Genomic DNA, 18,298 nt, shown 5'->3' on the forward strand with positions numbered 1-18,298 from the left:
CAGCCAATTCACACATATTCTATTAGTTTGAAACCTTTTCTTGAAGGTCTTCTCTAGCACCTTCACCTACTGCACCTTTACCACCAAGTACAGTGACAGAAGAGATTTTGTTCTGGTACAGATATTTCGTTAAGAACGCATCTACTTCTTTCGGTAATCCATTTGGATCAGTCAGTAATAATAATCCTGCGTTATCTGTTACAAGTGGAGCAGCAGATAATGCATCCGGGAAGTTCTTACCGCTGGCAACATATAACTTGTCTGTGCTAGAAGCGAACTCTCCAAGGATTGCTGCCAGTGTACCATAACGGTTCACACCAGAAAGGACTTTCACATCGACAGCTACTTTCTTAGCTTCAGCTACCACATTTTCAGGAACAGCTGATTTACCACCAAGCACATAGACTTTCTCGTCTTCAAGGATGGCTTTCGCTTCATCGGATAAATCTTTACCGTCTGTTAAAACGATCGGCATGTCGTTGGCACCGGCGATTGCTGCAGCACTTAGTGCATCGGCAAAGTTCTTACCAGTTGCAACGAATACACCATTTCCTTTGAATCCAAGCTCTTGAAGCTTCGAAACGATGGCAAGGTTTGTACCGTAACGGTTTGGCATTCCATCTGTTTCTAAACGTTCGATATCAGAAGAATCGATCGAGATACTGTTTAATTGAGTAAATACATCGGCAGAAACGACACCTTCTCCACCAAGGATGTACACATTTTCAGCACCAAGACGCTCAATTTCAGCAAGAACTTCCTTAGAAAGCTTCCCATTGCTGCCTACAGGCAGGATTGGAGCATCAATAGCAGATGCTAATGGACCTGCAGATAATGAATCCGGGAAGTTATATCCAGTTGAAAGGATAACCGTTTTGTACTCATGATCATCGGCAAAGCCATCTTTATGGAGCTTCTTGGATACTTCGATCGCTGTTCCGACACGATCTTGACCGGAAACTTCAGTAATGATGTCCCCGTCTACCTTGATTGGAAGGAGAGATAACACTTCATCTGTTTTCGCATCAAGTAAATATACCGCCCCGATTGAGCTCATTGACTCAGATGGAGTTGTAATGTTTACATCCGTCGTTAATGATTTTCCTACTTTAAGGTTTTGTGAAGCTTTAACATCTACTTTACCTTCACCTTTTTCACCAGGAGACAGTACACCGAACTCATTGATTGATAGATCAAGAGTCGTCGTTGGATCCATTGTTGCGTATCCTTCAATTGCAATTGTGTACGTATCATCCGGTAATGAAGTCAGGGAAACTTTTTCGTCAGATGTAGCACCTGCAGAATATGCTACCATGTTCCCTTTGGAATCATAGATATATAAATCGACATCATCAGTAGCATGTGATGGATTTGACGTTTGAACTTCTAAAGATACATTGTTCTTCACTTTGATATCTTGATAGTAGAATTCATTGTTACCAGGTACCTCTACCTTCTCAGAAGACAGCTTAGGCATGCTGAAAGGTGCACCGACAACCTTCACTTCTCTTGCTTCAGATAAGTAGTTTGAGAATGTAACAGATTTGGTCGTTTCAGTTTCAGGTGCAACATGACCTAAATCAATTTCACCTGGTTGAGCAACTACATCCTGAACAACAGCCTCTAATTGATATTTATTTACTTCCTTACCTGCTTGTGGTCCGGAAGTTCCATATACATGTACTTCCCATACCCCTGGTTTAGGAGACTTGAAGACATGATCTTCAACGCCTAATCCACCGGCACCGTATCCAGCATATCCTTGGAATTCACTTACTTCCACTCCGTCAGGATTGAAGACGATCGCGCGTACGCGGCCTTTATAATCGTCATTTTCACTGATTGCATTCAGTGAGAAACGAACTTCACTCACGCCAGGTTTTACGTCAAATGTATAACCTTTTGTTTGAGAAGATTGAACTTCACCTTCTTCGCGGAAGCGGAAACGATTTTCCTGGTTAAACTCATGACCCGTAATAATTGTTTGAGCTGATCTAGCTTCTACATAAGGAGTCGATGCATCATCAAATACTAGAGTCTCAGCATTTACGCCTGTCTCTAATTTCGACTCGTCATACTTCACTGTAATCGTTTTACTTTCTCCAGCCTTAAGATCTAACTTTGATACAGATGGGCTAATCCAATCGCCAGTCGGAGATACATCCAGGCTCTTGGCTTCATCTGTCTTGTTCTCTACTAATACTTCAACCGTTTCAGGAATTTCTTTATTTCTTACATATAGACCCGGACCGCCGGAGATTTTCTCTCCATGGTAGACCGTAACGTCCACGTCTTTAATGTCTGTGATGAAGTTTTTGCGCAGATACTCATAAGCTGCCGGAACATCGATCAGTCCGCCACCTTCTTGAGCACGGTTGTATCCATCTAAGTGATTGGCCGTTGCAATCAACGCTTCACGGGCAATTTCGTAGTTAAATGGAATACGATCTTTCTCCGCTGCCGATTTAAGTAACGCCACCGCTCCAGCTACGTATGGTGAAGACATACTTGTACCCTGCATGACTACATAAGGTCCGTTTTGTACCGGATGAGCAGCATAAGCAGATCCTGGTCCAACGATATCAGGCTTTTGATTCCCTACTTCGTTCGGCCCTACAGAAGAGAAGTACCATAAACCTTGTCCTTCTTTCGGAGTACCGTCTGCGTTTTTACCGTATGGATAAGAATTGTACTCTTTTGCCCACATGTCAGCCGTAATATGTGCCCCAACAGAAATGATAGGTGCTACGTCACCAGGTGAACCGACTGTGTCTGCACCAGGACCGGCATTACCGGCAGATGTAACGAATACGATGTCTGTATCTTCACTTAATACCGTCATTAATTCTCCATAGGATCCTAAACCATCGTTCAGATCCGGGGAAGAACCTAAGCTCAAGTTTGCAACATCGACGCCGAATCCACCTTCGGATTCAGGAAGCGCAGCATCAACCATGGCCTTCTGGATACTGAATGTAGGAGCTCCTCCTGCCGCTTTGAACACACGCATACCGACAAGCTCTGCTCCAGGGGCAACCCCTTCACCCGCAACGGCTCCGAATGCATTCGCTTTTGCCGGTCCGTTAGCCGCAGAGATACCTGAGACGTGAGAACCATGGCCGTTGAAATCAGTGAATAAGTTGATTTTCTTCAGACCTGCACCAAACCAGTTCAATTCCATATCATTGACACGGAAGTTCGCTCCAAGCATGTCATCATCCACATTTACATCGAATGTGCCTGTTTCATTGTTTGCATAAGCTGTTTCATCCGTGAAGTCATTATCCATATCTGTATCGATATAGACTTTATCCCCTACCAATAGAACAGCGAAATTATCAGAATTACCATTCACTCCATCCGCATTTAAATCCTGATTCGTCCAGTTAGAATTCGTTTTCGGATATGGGTTAGATTCAAATGCTGTTTTCCCGAAGAAAAACTTGTCATCGGAAGCGTCAAGTCCTGCTGTATTATATGTAGTTTCCCCTACTGTAATAGAGTCACCCTCAGCATGTCCACCATCAAAAAATACATCGCCCTCTGAAAGGTAGTTGATTCCATCACCGAGATATTTTTTATAACGCTCTTCGATACCGTAAGCAAGTTGACGGTTTGAAATCGTGTAGTCTCTTACTGCAACAATTTTTGAATCCCCGTATTTACGCGTTCCTTCTTCAAGGCCTTCTGTAAAGGATTCGTGACCCGGATCTGGACCTGAGTCAATGATCCCGATACGTGTACCAGTGCCATCAAACTTATCGTGGAAGTCATCCACTCCGGTTGGAGCATGGGTTTCAGCCTGATTAGGTTTTACTACCGCATCTTCATCGACTTTATTTTGATCTTTCACTTCAAGCTCAGGGTCATTCACTTCCCCTAATTGGATTTCAGCATTCTTACCTATCGTACGGACACTCTTAAGATCAAGAACTTCCATCACCTTGCGTGTTGGTACATCCGCTAAGTAAACATAGTTCTTATAATTTTGTTTTACTTTAACGCCAAGCTTCTCTAATTGACCAGTCGCATCCACTTTACCGTTACCTACGATAACAAGCTCTTGTACAGCTTGATCACTCATAGACAATGCCACAACTTCTGAGAAATTCGAAACCTTGAACTTTTTCGTTTCCTGTAAAGCGGCTTCCGCTTTATCAGGATTGAAAGCTGTTACTCCAGCGAACGAGGAAGCTACTAAAGCTGCACTTGCCATGACCGAAAATACCTTTTTCTTAAACGTCAATCCCTTTTCCCCCTTGATAGATTAATAGTAATGGTCCGAAATACTCCGCATCTTCCAAAATAATATAATTATGGAAAAATTCGAACTCTATTTTCCATTTTAATCTCAGTTAGTTCTTTAGTCAACAAAAGGAGATGTTATTTTCAGAAAAAATAATATATTTTTACTATTGCGTTTTTCGGATTTGTTTAATTTTATAAACTGTATTTGTAAACATTGTCTCTTAGCGAGTGGTGGTTGATTTCCGCTCCAGGTGCTCGCTTTCCGCGGGGCGTGTGTTGAGCCTCCTCGGGCTTTGCCCTGTAGGGTCTCAACTTTCCCGCTATTCCCGCAGGAGTCGAGCACCTTCCGCTTCAATCAACATCATGGGAGATATTTCACCTATTACAAATCACAATTAAAATCCAACTATCAAAAAAGAACATGTTTAAGGACTATTGATTCGGGTAAATAGAAAAAAACTGCTTGCCATGTGACAAACAGTTTTTCTATCATTCTATTAATTTACAACCTTCACTGCGCCTAGATAACGAGGCTTCCAGTATACGTTACTCATACTTGTAATTTCTACTCCATCATTTCCGGCATGGATGAACTGGTTGTTTCCAATATAGATCCCTCCATGTGACGGGCCTGGTTTGTATGTTTCAAACATAACGATATCGCCGACTGCCGGTGAGCTTGAGCGGCTACCGAAGTTCCAGATATCTGATGTCGTTCTAGGGAGATCAATCCCATATTTATCGTATACATAGTTTAAATATCCACTGCAGTCAAAACCGCTTGGCGTCGTTCCACCCCACTTATAAGGTGTTCCTATATACTGTTTCGCCGTCTGGATCAGACCAGCTGTATCAAAGCCAAATAGACTTTGGGCTTTCTCGGAAATAACGGACGTTCCACCAATGATCGTAAACTGATTGATACCCAATTTATCCACCGTCGACTTAACGGAAGTAGGGACATTATTTGATTGAATCAACATAACAGGTGAGCCTTTTTTGGCTGCCAGAACGGACCCGGTCAATGCATCTGCATAACTTTCTCCCGTAGCGATGACTGTACTATTTGAAGCGGAATAATATTTCTCGGCGACTTTTGTTGCCGTATCATATCGATCTTTCCCGGAAATACGGGTGGCTCTTGGCAATTGATTCTTGACGCCGTCACTTACCACGCCTGTACCTCCTACAAGAATGGAAGAGCTATATTTACTTAACGCTTTTTTTGTCTCTTCAGGGACATGGTTTTTTTCTGTTAATAGGATCGGCATTGATTTACTGGCAGCAACAGGTGCAATCGCCAGACTATCCGGGAAATCCCTTCCATATGTAACGATGGCTTGAGACCCTCCTACCAATGCAGCGATCTTAGCCGCTGTTTCGTATCTGTTTTCCCCTGCCACTCTTGTACTGGTAATCCCTAAACTCTTAAGTTGGGTTTCTACTGAAGATGAAATAACGGAACTTCCACCTAATATGTATGCTTTACTTGGCTTTAATCGTTTTAACTCTTGTTTCACACTATAAGGAACACTATCTTTGGTTACCAATAGGATTGGAGCGTTATACTTATCCGCTAACGGTGCACCTGCCAGAGCATCCGGAAAGTTATTTCCCACTGCAATGACAACGGTATTGGCACTGGTCCATCCTTCTCTGGAAACTTTCACTGCCGTTTCATACCGGTCAACACCACTTACTCGATCTATCTGTGTACCTGCAGCTGATGCAGGGTTTTGGAAAAATAATAGGAACATGAAGCTTAATACCGTGACGAAAGTAATAGATACAGGTTTGCGATCATTTAACATTTCTCAATTCCCCTTCTCTATAAATCTACAAAAACTATCTTATCATTAAAATTTTCAAAATAATTTTACAGTTATGTAACAAAATTCGTCATATTTACCCCTTTTTTTGTAATATTCCTCCCTCTAAACGACATAAAAGGCCTCTTACTGTAGTAATAAAGGATGTGTTTTGAGTTACTTGAACTACACCCTAGAGACATAGTTACACACTTTTCGGCACTCTAACTAACACGATAATAGAAAAAAGACTCATCGAGTTGATGAGTCTTTTTTTATTATCGCTCTATGTTATCACTGGTCTATTTACGAAATTTTAATACAAACTTACAACTATTTAATTACCCGTTCATTAGAGAATAACACTCCCTCAATATTCTTGAATTAACCTTAATAAGGATTCAATACCAATATAATCAAGGAGATGAATGATCAAAATGAAAGTAATCCTAAAAGCTGTAAAGATAGGGATTGTTGGCTCCATTACGTTATCGTTATTTGCATTTTCACCTTCAGTTTTTCACGCAAATAACAAACCAGAAAATTCTCATGATATCACAGAATCAATTGTTGCAGATTGGAAGTTTCAAAAAGAGTATGTAAAATCTGGTTCTATTAATGAAGCAAATCTTATTATTGAAGATGCAAGCGGTAATGAAAACAACCTTCAACTCACCTCCGCCACAAAAGATGGCACTATCAGTGGCAACCCCTTTATTCAATGGTCAGAAGAAGATTACTACAATGAAGATGCGGTAGAAAGTTTAGAGTTTAAGAATAAAAAAAGTTATTCGGAAGGGCAATATTTTCATACAGTTGATGACGCCCCGATTAACGGTGAGACGTTTGAAAATGGTTTCACAATTGAAGCCGTTTTGAAACTACCAGCGAATTTCTCGCCTGAAGAACATAGCTGGATGGGGATATTAACTCGAAAAGGACAAGCGGCTGATATTAACAAAACGGGTGGAGAAAAAGAAATCCTTAGTACTTTATCCGTTTCGAGTTTAAGAGAAATCCAATGGACTAGCCATCCTACAAATCTCGATCATAATGAAACAAATTGGTCTTTTTCTCTAGACAGTAAAGATGACTGGTATCATATTGCAGTAGTAAATAACGGGAAAAATTCAACATTGTACATTAACGGTGTGACTGATTTTCGAAATACAGACTCTGAAATGATCGGAATTGATTTAGTAGAAGGTAAAGGTTGGAATATTGGAGCATCAGAATGGGCGAATGAACTCGATACCTTATTTGCTGGGAATATTCAAGAAATACGGATCGCCGATCAACCTCTACCTCAAGAAAATTGGTTGATTTCAAACGCTGTTGAAGTTGAAGGACACGTGGAAAACGGCTCAAATGAAAAACAAGCATTATTAACAAACAAGGAGAACTATAACTTCTTATTTGTTCCAGATCCTCAAAAAACCGTTCGTTATATGCCTGAATTATTTTATGAACAGGTAAAATGGATTTCAAAAAAAGAGCAGAACTTAAACATTTCCATGACAGCTTTCTTAGGTGATATGGTTGATCAGAGTCATTCATTGGAAGAATGGAATAACTCGTCATCAAGCGTAGACATTCTAGATAAGCATAAGACCCCTTATGTTACAATTGCAGGGAACCATGACTATGGTGAAGGAGATCCTTATTTAGATTATTACGGGCCGGAACGTTTTGCAGACAAACCTTATTACAAAGGTGCCTCACCAACGGGATATAGTTCTTATTCTGTTATTAAAGCCGGGAATTACGAATACTTATTCTTATCTCTCGATATGCAACATATAGTGGAAGATATCCCCTGGGCAAAACAGGTATTGAAAAACCATCCCAGTACACCTACCATTCTTCTTTCTCACCAAATTATCAACATTGGTGGAGATGGTGAAACTATGATTGATACTTGGAGAGGTTCTCTAATTTGGGATGAATTAGTTAACGATCATAATCAGGTATTTATGACAGTTAACGGTCATCATCATGGGGCTGGTCATAGAATCAAAGAAAATGCGCATGGCAACGAAGTTATTCAAATGCTGGTTGATTATCAATCAAGCTATCACGGAGGCAATGGTTGGATGAGATTTGCAGAATTTAGCGAGTCAGATGATAAAATATCTTTTAAAACCTTCTCCCCTTGGGTAGAAAAGCTCTCGAAGTCACAGATGACATATTTCGATGTAACGCATTTAACTGGAACTGCTGATCAATTTGAAATCCCATTTCATTTTGAAAAACGATTCGATTTTTCTAATTAACCATTTTTACGCTTACATTAATAGTATTTATTATATTGCAAGCGAATAGACGCGCCAATAATGCTCAGAGGACCTCTGGGCATTTTTTATTATGCCTTTCTTCTGTTGAAGCTGCCTTTTAATTGATAAAGGAAAAGTTGAAGACCCATAATAAATCTCCTTCTATTTCCCCGTTTATTAACAAGAAATATCGTTAATGGAAAAACTCCATATCTATTATTTCCCCCTTATCGTATTCCAATCTATCTTTTAATTTACCTGTAATGAACTTACATATTGGTTAGTTGATATACTTTAATACCAAAAGAAACTGACCAATGCCATTTCATTGGTCAGTTTCTTTGTCATTTGTGCAAATAGTACCCGAAAACGGAACGATTCACTGTTAAATAAACAGGCACTTTCCACTATTCGTTTTCTTTATTCCAATACTCCAAAAGTCCTTCTCTCATAGAGAACTTTGGATCGAACCCTAAGGATTTAAGCTCAGATATATCAGAGTAGGATTCTTTAATATCTCCCGACCGTTCTTCCAGCTGTTCGATAGGAAGTTTCGTATTTGTTATCTCTTCATACATTCCGATCAGTTCGTTCAAGCTTGTCGAGTCGCCTGTACCGACATTAAATACTTTACCGATGGCTGCCGGGTCTTCCGACACGAGAAGATTCGCTTGAACGACATCTTTCACGTAGATGAAATCTCTCGTTTGTTCTCCATCACCATAAAGAGTAAAGGATGTATCTTCATTGTTTACCAGCTGTTTGAATTTATCCGTCAGGATCGATACCACACCTGAGTATGGTGATGATGGATTTTGCCTGTTCCCAAAGACGTTGAAGAAGCGAACGGCCGTCGTCGGGATATCATACAACCGGCTGAATGCCAGCACATATTGCTCAGAGGCAAATTTATCGATGGCATATGGCGTCAATGGTCTGATCGTTGACGTTTCTTTCTTCGGAAGCGTTGGCTCATCCCCGTACACCGCTGCAGAAGAAGCAAAGACAAAGCGCTCCAATCCGCCTTGTTTACGTGTTTCCTCCAATAAGTATAAAGTCGCTTCCAAATTGGTTTGATGGGTATGGAGGGGATCTTCTACTGAAGCCGCTACACTGGCAATCGCACCTAAATGAAAGATTTTCTTGAATCGATGTTGCTGAAATAACTTTTCAATGGTTTCTTTAGAAGAGATATCCCCTTCTACAACGGTTAACTTATCGTCCTTCGGCAGGTTATCCATTGAACCCATCGAGAAATTATCTATCACTACCACTTGTTCGTTTTTATTTAATAATTCTTCTACAATATGGGAGCCGATAAATCCGGCACCGCCTGTGACAAGGATCTTGCTCATTTATGTTGTTCCCCTTTCAGTTTGGAGAGTTATACTTTTAATTTTTCACTGATGTAAGTATAGCAAAAATCACAATCGGATTCTATTCGGTCATTAAAATGTAAAACACCCTTAATTTTACCCTATTCACTCTTTCTAAAAACGTTTCTATTCCTGTCAAAAAAAGGCGAAAAATATTTAATTGAAACTATCTATGCAAACGTTTAAAACGCGATTATACTATTCTAGATGTTATGAAAGATTGGTACGGGATTGCCAAGGACATCAGCAAAAAACAAGATTATTACTATCGGGGGAAAGAAAGATGAAAAAGTGGTTCCTTGCTTCAGTTGGTTCAGCACTACTTGCATCAAGTGTATTCAGCACATCTGTATTAGCGGAAAGTCCTTCTCAAGAAAAGATGGAGCTTTTAGGCTACGATCGCGAGGGCTTCTTCGTTGAAGAAGAGCCGAATAATACGTTTACGAATTCCAATGAAGTTCTTCTTGAGGATGCCGTAAAAGGGACATTCACGAAAGATGATGTCGATATGTATAAGATTCAAGTGGACAATGAAGATCCATTGGTTATATACGGAGGATCATGGGAGGAAAACCCTGGGATTCTATTAGATATTACTCTATACGATGAAAACAAGAATGTTATAGAAGCAAATGAAATCAGCTCAGATGTGACAGATGGATTTATGGCCGATTACACTGTTACCCCAGGCACCTATTATATGTCTGTAAAGGATAAAAAGAATCTCGCAACTGGTGAAGAGTATGTAGTGTTCCCGTCTCAATTCACAATTGAGCCTTATGTAGACAGAATATTCGGTGCAGACCGCTATGAAACCGCTCTTGAAATCGCTTTACAAGGCTGGGGATACGGAACAGACGAAATCATCCTTGCTACAGGAAGCAATTTCCCGGACGCATTGGCCGGCGCACCGCTTGCGTACCATAAAGACGCTCCTATTCTATTAACTACGAAGGGTTCCCTTCACCCATCAGTCGAGGAAGCCATTTATGAATTGGGTGTCAATAAGGTGACGATCCTTGGAGGGCCAGGTGTCATTTCTGATAAAGTTGTTCAGGAATTAAGGGCACTGGATGTATCTGTTACACGCATAAGCGGTAAAGATCGTTATGAGACTGCAGTGGCCATCTCTAAAAAGCTGCCAAACAATGACGCAGCCGTAGTCGTCAGCGGAAAGAATTATCCAGATGCCCTATCCATTGCATCCATCGCTGCACAATACGGATATCCTATTCTACTATCTGACAAAGAAAGCATCCCGGCAACAACGCTGACACAGGCGAAAACATACGAGATGAACTATGTTATCGGCGGGACCGGCGTCATCAGTAATACAGTTACCAAGAAGCTTAACGATCCGATGAGGATTGCAGGTGCAAATCGCTATGAAACGAATGCAAATATCATCCGTGACTTTAACGTTCCTACTACCTTCGTCTTCGTTGCGACCGGCACTCATTTCGCCGATGCGTTAACAGGTTCCGTTCTTGCAGCCAACTGGGGAGAGCCTTTGTTGCTTACCACTCCAAATGAGTTACATCCTGAGATCAGAGACCTGATGATGGATTACACATTCGGTGTGACGATCCTTGGTGGAGAGAAAGCGATCCAACCGAAGGTAGAGGAAGACATCTGGTCGATTATTGAAGGAAACGAATAATACTGAACGCGCTCTTTAAAGGAGCGCGTTTTTTCATGTTACCCCACATAGTGAAAATCATTGTGATAAAATGGTATTATACAAGATTTCACAAAAATAGAGAGAATATCAAAATGGGGGAAAAAGATGAAAAAGTGGTTTATTACTTCGGTTGGATCCGCCTTATTGGCATCCAGCTTATTTAGTGCGTCTGCATTCGCAGAAAATCCGGCAGCTACACTACAACAAAAAGTGGAGCTTTTAGGTGATGAAGAAGAAGAATTATTAACAGAAAAAGAACCAAATAATACGTTTGAAGCTGCAAATGATATCGCAGCAGGTGACCTTGTCAAGCCGACATATGTAAAAGGAACGCTTCCAGCAGAGGATGTCGACCTGTATAAAGTAGAGTTAGATTCCGACATCCCGTTGTATTTATACGGCTGGTTTTGGCAGGAAACAACCAGTATCCCATTGGAAATCACCTTATATGATGAGAACAAAAATGCCGTTGAACCAAACGAATTCTTTGTTCATGAAGAAAATGGATATGGGGCCCTTTACCCTTCTACGCCTGGTACTTACTTCGTATCTGTTAAGAATAAAAGTGATTTAGGAGTGGATAAAGAATATGTGTTGATGGTCTCCCAGTTCTATTTCCAGCCTAATGTAGAACGGATCTACGGTGCGGATCGATATGAAACGGCTCTTCAAGTTGCATTAAAGGGTTGGGAATCCGGTAGTGATGAAATGATTTTAGCTACCGGGACCAATTTTCCAGATGCTCTGGCGGGAGCACCGCTTGCTTACCATAAGGGTGCTCCCATTCTACTAACATCCGAGCATACTCTGCATTCTTCAGCAAAAAAAGGAATTGAAGAAATGGATGTCAAAAAAGTAACCATCCTTGGGGGCGCAGGCGTGATATCTGATAAAGTAGTGGAGGAGATTAAAGATTTGGGGGTTTCTGTTACCCGTATCAGCGGAAAAGATCGTTATGAAACAGCTGTTGCCATTTCTAAGTCTCTTCCCAACCATGATGCGGCGGTTGTCGTGAGTGGAAAGAACTACCCTGATGCCCTTTCCATTGCTTCGATAGCTGCACAAGAGGGCTATCCGATTCTGTTATCTGAGAAGGACACAATCCCTGCTTCCACCCTTGCTCAAGCGAACACATATAAGGAAAACTACGTCATTGGGGGAACAGGTGTCATCAGCCAGTCAGTCCTGACAAAATTAAACCATCCAACAAGAATTTACGGTGTGAACCGGTATGAAACGAATGCAAGCATCATTCAGAAGTTCAATGTCCATACTGGTTCTGTGTTCTTTGCAACCGGGACTCAATTTGCCGATGCATTAACAGGTTCCGCTCTTGCAGCACATACCGGTGAACCTTTATTATTGACTACCCCGGAAAAATTACATCCAGCCATCAAAGACCTGATGATCGATTACACGTATGATGTGAAGATCCTTGGTGGAACAAAAGCCATTCAACCGAATGTAGAAAAGGACATTTGGGCAGTCCTGGAAGGCAATCAATAATCCGTAGAAACGCGTTCTATTCAGAGCGCGTTTTTTATCGCAAATAATATATAGAATTTTCTGTATATTAATGGTAAAATAGTAGCATATTTCAAACCATACATAAGAAAGAAGGCATACTACCCATGGAGTCTCTCACACAATCAGTCGCAACCATCTATAAAAAACTGGTCATCCACCTTGATAAGGACGAGCTTCGTGAAGAGGTAAATAATCAATTACTTCAAACGATGAAAAGCTCATCAACAGAGGAAGAATACACAAAACATTTGGTGAGGGCCATTGTATTACATGTTGAATCAACCAAAGCTCTTCATGGAATTCTTCAGCCACTTCTGTTAAATGAAAAATTCCCTAACCTGGATGGCGTTTCGCAGCTTATGAATCGCGCACATGCACGCATTGAAAATGACATGGAAGGACTGGTCCCCCTTTATCACAAACGGGTTGAAAGTGAAGAATCCGATAATGACATCGTCACCCAGTTGGAAATTTACTTTACGACAACCTTCACCGAACTTCGATTAACGTACCGTTTCGTTGACGCATTCGGTACGGATAGTAATAAAGAGCTGTTCCAGCCTTTATTTGATTTTCCGGCTGAAGAGGTTGGAGAAACCATTCTGAAATACACAAGAACCTATGCCAGCCTTATATTTGAAAAGACTTTGAACCAGAAATAGAAGAAGGTCCGTCCCTCAGAGTAAGGGACGGACCTTCTTTCTTTTATACTTTCAAATACCACTTCTTTTTATGACAGACAAAGGCAACGACTGTCCAGAAAATCAGGTTCAATAAGCCGTAAGCCAGCTGCGGATGAGGGGCAAACGTTGCCACCCATTCATTTATCACTCTGGACAACGATTTTTCAATGCCATCATCTGTCACCGAAAGATGGATCAGCACGGAACCGAGCATGAATTTACCGAAATAGATTAAAAAGCTGTTGCGGCCATAGGCTTCCAGAAACCAAACTACCGGCTTCAGCGCTGTCTCTTTGGCATCTCCTTTTCGTTTATCGAATACTAGATACAGAATCGATAGCATGCCAGCTGCAAATCCTGCTGCCAATAGAGCAAACGCAGGTGTCCATAAGCGTTTGTTATACGGGAGGAAATGATCCCAAGCGAGAGAGGCGGCAATCAATAGAACACCGATCCCCAATAGTTCCCGCCATGCCCCCGTCTCTTTACGGGTCAGGATCAATCGTCCAAAGGCATATCCGAAAAGGACATTTGATAAGGCGGACAAACTGGTGACCAGTCCTTCAGGGTCATAGCCACGCTCCCCATGATGGTATAAATGCTTTTCGCCGAAGACTGCGGTATCAATTGCGTGAGAAGGATTACATTCCGGCTGTGGCAATCCGCCTTCACAGGATTGACCTGTATAGAGGATGAGCCCCCCATATACCGATGACACCAACAACGCAATCATCATCAACTTCAAAGGAGATTGCACAAACTTGGTGATCGCTACCGTCACAATTCCCAGAAGGGCAAACATCTGTAATACACCGGTCAGTCGAATCGTCGGGAAATCCAACGTCCATTCCACTATGATCGTAAAAATGATGCCGTACACGATCAAGCGGACGGTCCGTTTTAAAATCTTCTCCCATTTCACCCCGCGCTGATAGGCAATCGCCATACTCACACCGAAAATGGTGATGAACGTCGGTAAGATGATATCAATCAACGTGACCCCATACCATTCCGCATGACGGAAATAGGGATAATCTGCCTTCCCATAAGGAATCGTACTCAAAAACACGGATAACGCTACAATAATCCCTCTCAGCATATCGAGGGAATAGACTCTTTTTTTCTTTTTCACTTGTACCTGTTTCTCTGTTGGTTGAACTTGTTCCATACTCTGTTCCTTTCACTTCACGTTCTATACTTTCCTACTATGAAAGTATACACCAGCCCCAAAAACTTTGATAGAATCAATTAGTAAAGATTTAACTATTTTTCTCACCTGGAGGTCCACATGCGAGTTGCCTATCTATCTCTCATTCTATTACTATCCGCTTCACTAAGCGCCTGTACCTTTTTCGAAAAAGAACCTGATACCTCTGTCTTTTACGCTCCACATGCAGACGACGAAACGCTAAGCTTAGGTCCTTCCATCCTGCGTCAAATCGACAAGGGAAATGAAGTGGCCGTGGTGCTGCTCTCACATGGTGAGGCCAGTCAATCGATCAAACAAATCAACGAGAACTTACAGGAAAAAAATCTGCCTCCCATCTCTAAAGAAGAGTTCGGTGATTCACGGGTGAAGGAATTCAAGAAATCCGTTGAAGAATTGGGAGTCGAGCCAGAGAATGTTTACATATACGACCTTCCCGATGGAGATATAAAAGAAGATGAAGTCATGGCGATTATGAAGGAAATGAACGAACGTTACCCTGAAGCAAGACATCATGCCTTATCCTTTCATGACCCTCACCGGGACCATGCCGCGTCAGGAGCAGCTTTGAAAAAACTGGTTGAAGACGGGACAATACAATCCGCTCTTTATTATCTACCGGTTCAAGAATTTGAGAATTTGGAGTACGATGACACTTATCCTGTGCCTGATGATCTTAGTGATGAGTATACTAAGAGTTTGGATGCTTATCGGATTTGGGAGCCTGATGAAGGGTTCTATCGGATTGGGTATACTTCGGTGGAGTCTTATTTTGTGGAGGCTGGGAAGTTTGGGGAGAGTCGTTGGCATAGGTAGGAAGAACAACTTTGATCATAAGTTCCTTCCTTCTTTACATTTCTTGTGGGTTCCTGCCACCCAATGTTTGAGAAGAACAAATTATGAATAAAATTTATGGTAATCCTCCAGACACCTAATCACTCTAGCCTTGATCATCCAGGGCTTTTTTTAAATCATATTAAATAAGAAAAAGCCATCAAAAGAATTCGATGGCTTTTCTCTTTATTAAAAGTTATTTCATTAATTTTTCTACCACAGTCTCACTTACAGCATTCTCTCCGCCAAGAATTTGGAAATCCTTCGCTTTCATCTCTTCAATGGCATCAGAAGTGACATCCGGAAGATCATTAGGCTGTACTAGAAGCATAGAAGCATTTTCTTTAGCTGCAAGGACAGAACCTGCCAATGCATCGGCAAAATTCTTTCCAGTCGCTAAGTATACCTTAGTTGATGGATTAAGTTCAGTCGCGATCTCTGCTGCTGTGCCGTAACGATCTTGACCGAAGTAACGAGTCGCTTCAGGAAGTGATTTCATCACGTCCTTGCTTACTACAGCTTCTCCACCGACTACAATCGTACTGTCGATTCCTTTTAAAGCTTTCTTTGTTTCAGTTGGAAGTATATCAGAATCCGTTAACAAGATCGGGTATCCATTGCTCGCTGCATAAGAAGCGATGGCAAGGGCATCAGGGAAGTTTTTACCGTTTGCCACTACTGCTTTCTCCGGGGATCCCCCAAGACTCGCTGCGATGTTCACGGCTGTTTCCCAGCGATCATCTCCGCCAATACGGTCTACATCCAGACCCATTCCTTCAAGCTGATACTTCACATAGTTACTTACAGCCCCTTTTCCACCAAGAATAATGACATTCTTAGCACCAAGGCGCTTGATTTCTGCTTTTGCTGCTGCATTTAATGTACCTTTTTCCGTTAACAGGATCGGTGCATCATGTTTGTATGCAAGAGGAGCTCCTGCAAGGGCATCAGGGAACGAATCTCCGCGGGCAAGGATCACTGTATCCGCCGATTCCCAACCTTCTTTCGAAATTTCAACGGCTGTCTCATAACGAGTATCACCAGTCAGGCGTGTCACTTCTGGTGCTTCTTCTTGAACGATTCGATCTTCAACCTCCGGGGAAACAGGGTTGTTCTTTTCAAGGTAAGAAGTGAACACCTCGAAATCGACAACGAATAATTCTGTCATTCGTCCTTCTTCTTTCGCGTCCTTGAACATTGTATACCCGTCTCCGCCATCGGCAGTGAACGCGTTAGTAGCGACAGAGTACATCATGTCTAAGTCAATTTCTTCAAACCCGTCCTCAGTCATGACTTCTACATGCCACACACGTTCTCCGGCAGATTTGGTCACATCATACTTATAGTTAATGCCGGATACTTGAAGGAATTCACCCGGTGCGTCTTCTCCTTCTACTCTCTTCACACTGTGCTCAAGGGCAGCTACGATTTCTTCGCCGGTTAGGTCAAGTGTCACAAGATTGTTTCCGAATGGCATCGTCGTCAGAACTTCTCCAAGAGTGATTTCACCTGCATCGATTGACGCACGGATTCCCCCACCGTTTTGAAGGCCGATATAGGTTTCCACGAATTCATTTGCTTTCGCAACCATACCGTCAGCAATCAAGTTTCCTAGGTTTGTTTCTTTCCGGCGTACATCGGCACGTTCTCCATCAAGAGCTACCTCTGTGTTTCCAACCACTTCTTTCTTCATATCATCAAGAGGCTTTTTGAACTCTTCTACCTTCGCAAGAGCCTCAGCATCTTGTTCATAACCTTCAAGGTCCAGCACTTCTCCGTTATGGCTTGTTACGACACCTTCATCATCGAAGGTTACATCCAATAATCCAAGCAGGTTCAAGTATTCACCAGCTTGAACAATCAATGTCGGTTCTTCTTTGTCAATGACTACAGGCTCGTCAAGGACCGTATGGGAATGACCACCTACGATGATATCAAGTCCATCCACTTCCTCAGCCAATTCTAAGTCATTTGAATATCCAAGGTGAGAAAGGGCGATGATTTTGTTGACGCCTTTTTCTTTAAGCATCGCGATCGTGGCCTTCGATTTTTCAACAGCATCTTCAAAGACAACATTTTCTCCCGGATTAGCGATGAATTCTGTATCTGGAGTCGTTAATCCGTAGATTCCCACTTTCTCTCCGTCTACTTCTTTGATCATGGCAGGGTAGACGTTGCCGCCGTCACCTGGTTGTCCGATTTCATTTTTGAAAAGGGGCTCCAAATCCGTATCACCTGTAACAGTAACATTTGATGACACCATCGGGAAATTCATATTTTTAATGAAGTCTGCAAGGGTTTTAGAATCTTTATCGAATTCATGATTACCAAGAGTCATGGCATCGTAGCCAAGCTCGTTCATAAAATGTAGGTCCGCTTGTCCAAGATATTGACGGAAGTAAAGGGTACCCGAGAATACGTCACCGGCGTCTACCAGTAAAGAGTTCGCTTTTTCAGTGCGCAGCTCGTTTACTGCTGTTACTAAACGGGGATAGCCTTCAACATGAGCATGGGTATCGTTGGTATGCATGATCGTTAAATCAAACTCTTCCCCTTCTGCTGAAGCTGAAGTTGCAGGGGTTAATGCAAAAATCGCAGCAGCCAGAGCTGCAGTTGATAATACACCGTATAAAGGTTTTTTAATATTCATTTGGTTAATCC

General features: G+C 41.9%; 10 protein-coding genes. 5 read left to right on the top strand and 5 right to left on the bottom strand.

Features of this window, described 5'->3' with window-relative positions; genetic code table 11:
- Window positions 1-22: 22 nt before the first annotated feature.
- Together ACFQWC_RS15990 and ACFQWC_RS15995 are read right to left on the bottom strand one after the other, a co-directional pair.
- Window positions 23-4,246 (bottom strand): cell wall-binding repeat-containing protein, encoded by a 4,224-nt coding sequence (locus ACFQWC_RS15990; RefSeq protein WP_377108434.1) that lies wholly within the window; start codon window positions 4,244-4,246, stop codon window positions 23-25.
- Window positions 4,247-4,745: 499 nt separating this feature from the next.
- The gene (locus ACFQWC_RS15995) at window positions 4,746-6,059 is read right to left on the bottom strand and encodes a cell wall-binding repeat-containing protein (RefSeq protein WP_299742889.1); all 1,314 of its coding nucleotides are present in this window, start codon (window positions 6,057-6,059) and stop codon (window positions 4,746-4,748) included.
- A gap of 425 nt (window positions 6,060-6,484) precedes the next feature.
- On the opposite strand from ACFQWC_RS15995, the gene ACFQWC_RS16000 reads away from it, so the two are divergent.
- Window positions 6,485-8,329, top strand: coding sequence for a LamG-like jellyroll fold domain-containing protein (locus ACFQWC_RS16000; RefSeq protein ID WP_341357006.1), 1,845 nt, complete (start codon window positions 6,485-6,487; stop codon window positions 8,327-8,329).
- 407 nt (window positions 8,330-8,736) lie between these two features.
- Here the strand turns inward: ACFQWC_RS16000 and ACFQWC_RS16005 are convergent, their stop codons facing one another.
- Window positions 8,737-9,684: an NAD-dependent epimerase/dehydratase family protein gene (locus tag ACFQWC_RS16005; RefSeq protein ID WP_341357007.1), complete on the bottom strand. Its 948-nt coding sequence runs from the start codon at window positions 9,682-9,684 to the stop codon at window positions 8,737-8,739.
- A gap of 304 nt (window positions 9,685-9,988) precedes the next feature.
- Between ACFQWC_RS16005 and ACFQWC_RS16010 the strand changes: the two genes are divergently transcribed.
- The 3 genes from ACFQWC_RS16010 to ACFQWC_RS16020 all read left to right on the top strand — a co-directional run bounded on the left by ACFQWC_RS16010 (window position 9,989) and on the right by ACFQWC_RS16020 (window position 13,575).
- Window positions 9,989-11,365 carry a cell wall-binding repeat-containing protein gene (locus tag ACFQWC_RS16010; protein WP_377108438.1) on the top strand — a complete coding sequence of 459 codons (1,377 nt, stop codon included), beginning with the start codon at window positions 9,989-9,991 and terminating at the stop codon, window positions 11,363-11,365.
- Window positions 11,366-11,491: 126 nt separating this feature from the next.
- Window positions 11,492-12,892 carry a cell wall-binding repeat-containing protein gene (locus tag ACFQWC_RS16015; protein WP_377108440.1) on the top strand — a complete coding sequence of 467 codons (1,401 nt, stop codon included), beginning with the start codon at window positions 11,492-11,494 and terminating at the stop codon, window positions 12,890-12,892.
- A 125-nt stretch (window positions 12,893-13,017) separates the two neighbouring features.
- A complete protein-coding gene (locus ACFQWC_RS16020) occupies window positions 13,018-13,575 on the top strand; it encodes a hypothetical protein (RefSeq protein ID WP_377108442.1) in 558 nt (185 codons plus the stop codon).
- A gap of 43 nt (window positions 13,576-13,618) precedes the next feature.
- Here the strand turns inward: ACFQWC_RS16020 and ACFQWC_RS16025 are convergent, their stop codons facing one another.
- Window positions 13,619-14,764: a heparan-alpha-glucosaminide N-acetyltransferase domain-containing protein gene (locus tag ACFQWC_RS16025; protein WP_377108444.1), complete on the bottom strand. Its 1,146-nt coding sequence runs from the start codon at window positions 14,762-14,764 to the stop codon at window positions 13,619-13,621.
- 120 nt (window positions 14,765-14,884) lie between these two features.
- On the opposite strand from ACFQWC_RS16025, the gene ACFQWC_RS16030 reads away from it, so the two are divergent.
- The gene (locus ACFQWC_RS16030) at window positions 14,885-15,619 is read left to right on the top strand and encodes a PIG-L family deacetylase (protein WP_299742867.1); all 735 of its coding nucleotides are present in this window, start codon (window positions 14,885-14,887) and stop codon (window positions 15,617-15,619) included.
- Window positions 15,620-15,833: 214 nt separating this feature from the next.
- Here the strand turns inward: ACFQWC_RS16030 and ACFQWC_RS16035 are convergent, their stop codons facing one another.
- Entirely contained in the window at window positions 15,834-18,287 is a 2,454-nt protein-coding gene (locus tag ACFQWC_RS16035) for a cell wall-binding repeat-containing protein (protein ID WP_377108446.1), read from the bottom strand.
- Window positions 18,288-18,298 lie beyond the last annotated feature (11 nt).

Source organism: Rossellomorea sp. GCM10028870 (assembly GCF_042666755.1).
In the GTDB taxonomy this organism is placed as follows: domain Bacteria; phylum Bacillota; class Bacilli; order Bacillales; family Bacillaceae_B; genus Rossellomorea.

Coding starts and splice junctions, on each gene's coding strand:
- ACFQWC_RS15995 (WP_299742889.1), bottom strand. CDS start 6,059: ATGTTAAATGATCGCAAACCTGTATCTATTACTTTCGTCACGGTATTA.
- ACFQWC_RS16000 (WP_341357006.1), top strand. CDS start 6,485: ATGATCAAAATGAAAGTAATCCTAAAAGCTGTAAAGATAGGGATTGTT.
- ACFQWC_RS16005 (WP_341357007.1), bottom strand. CDS start 9,684: ATGAGCAAGATCCTTGTCACAGGCGGTGCCGGATTTATCGGCTCCCAT.
- ACFQWC_RS16010 (WP_377108438.1), top strand. CDS start 9,989: ATGAAAAAGTGGTTCCTTGCTTCAGTTGGTTCAGCACTACTTGCATCA.
- ACFQWC_RS16015 (WP_377108440.1), top strand. CDS start 11,492: ATGAAAAAGTGGTTTATTACTTCGGTTGGATCCGCCTTATTGGCATCC.
- ACFQWC_RS16020 (WP_377108442.1), top strand. CDS start 13,018: ATGGAGTCTCTCACACAATCAGTCGCAACCATCTATAAAAAACTGGTC.
- ACFQWC_RS16025 (WP_377108444.1), bottom strand. CDS start 14,764: ATGGAACAAGTTCAACCAACAGAGAAACAGGTACAAGTGAAAAAGAAA.
- ACFQWC_RS16030 (WP_299742867.1), top strand. CDS start 14,885: ATGCGAGTTGCCTATCTATCTCTCATTCTATTACTATCCGCTTCACTA.
- ACFQWC_RS16035 (WP_377108446.1), bottom strand. CDS start 18,287: ATGAATATTAAAAAACCTTTATACGGTGTATTATCAACTGCAGCTCTG.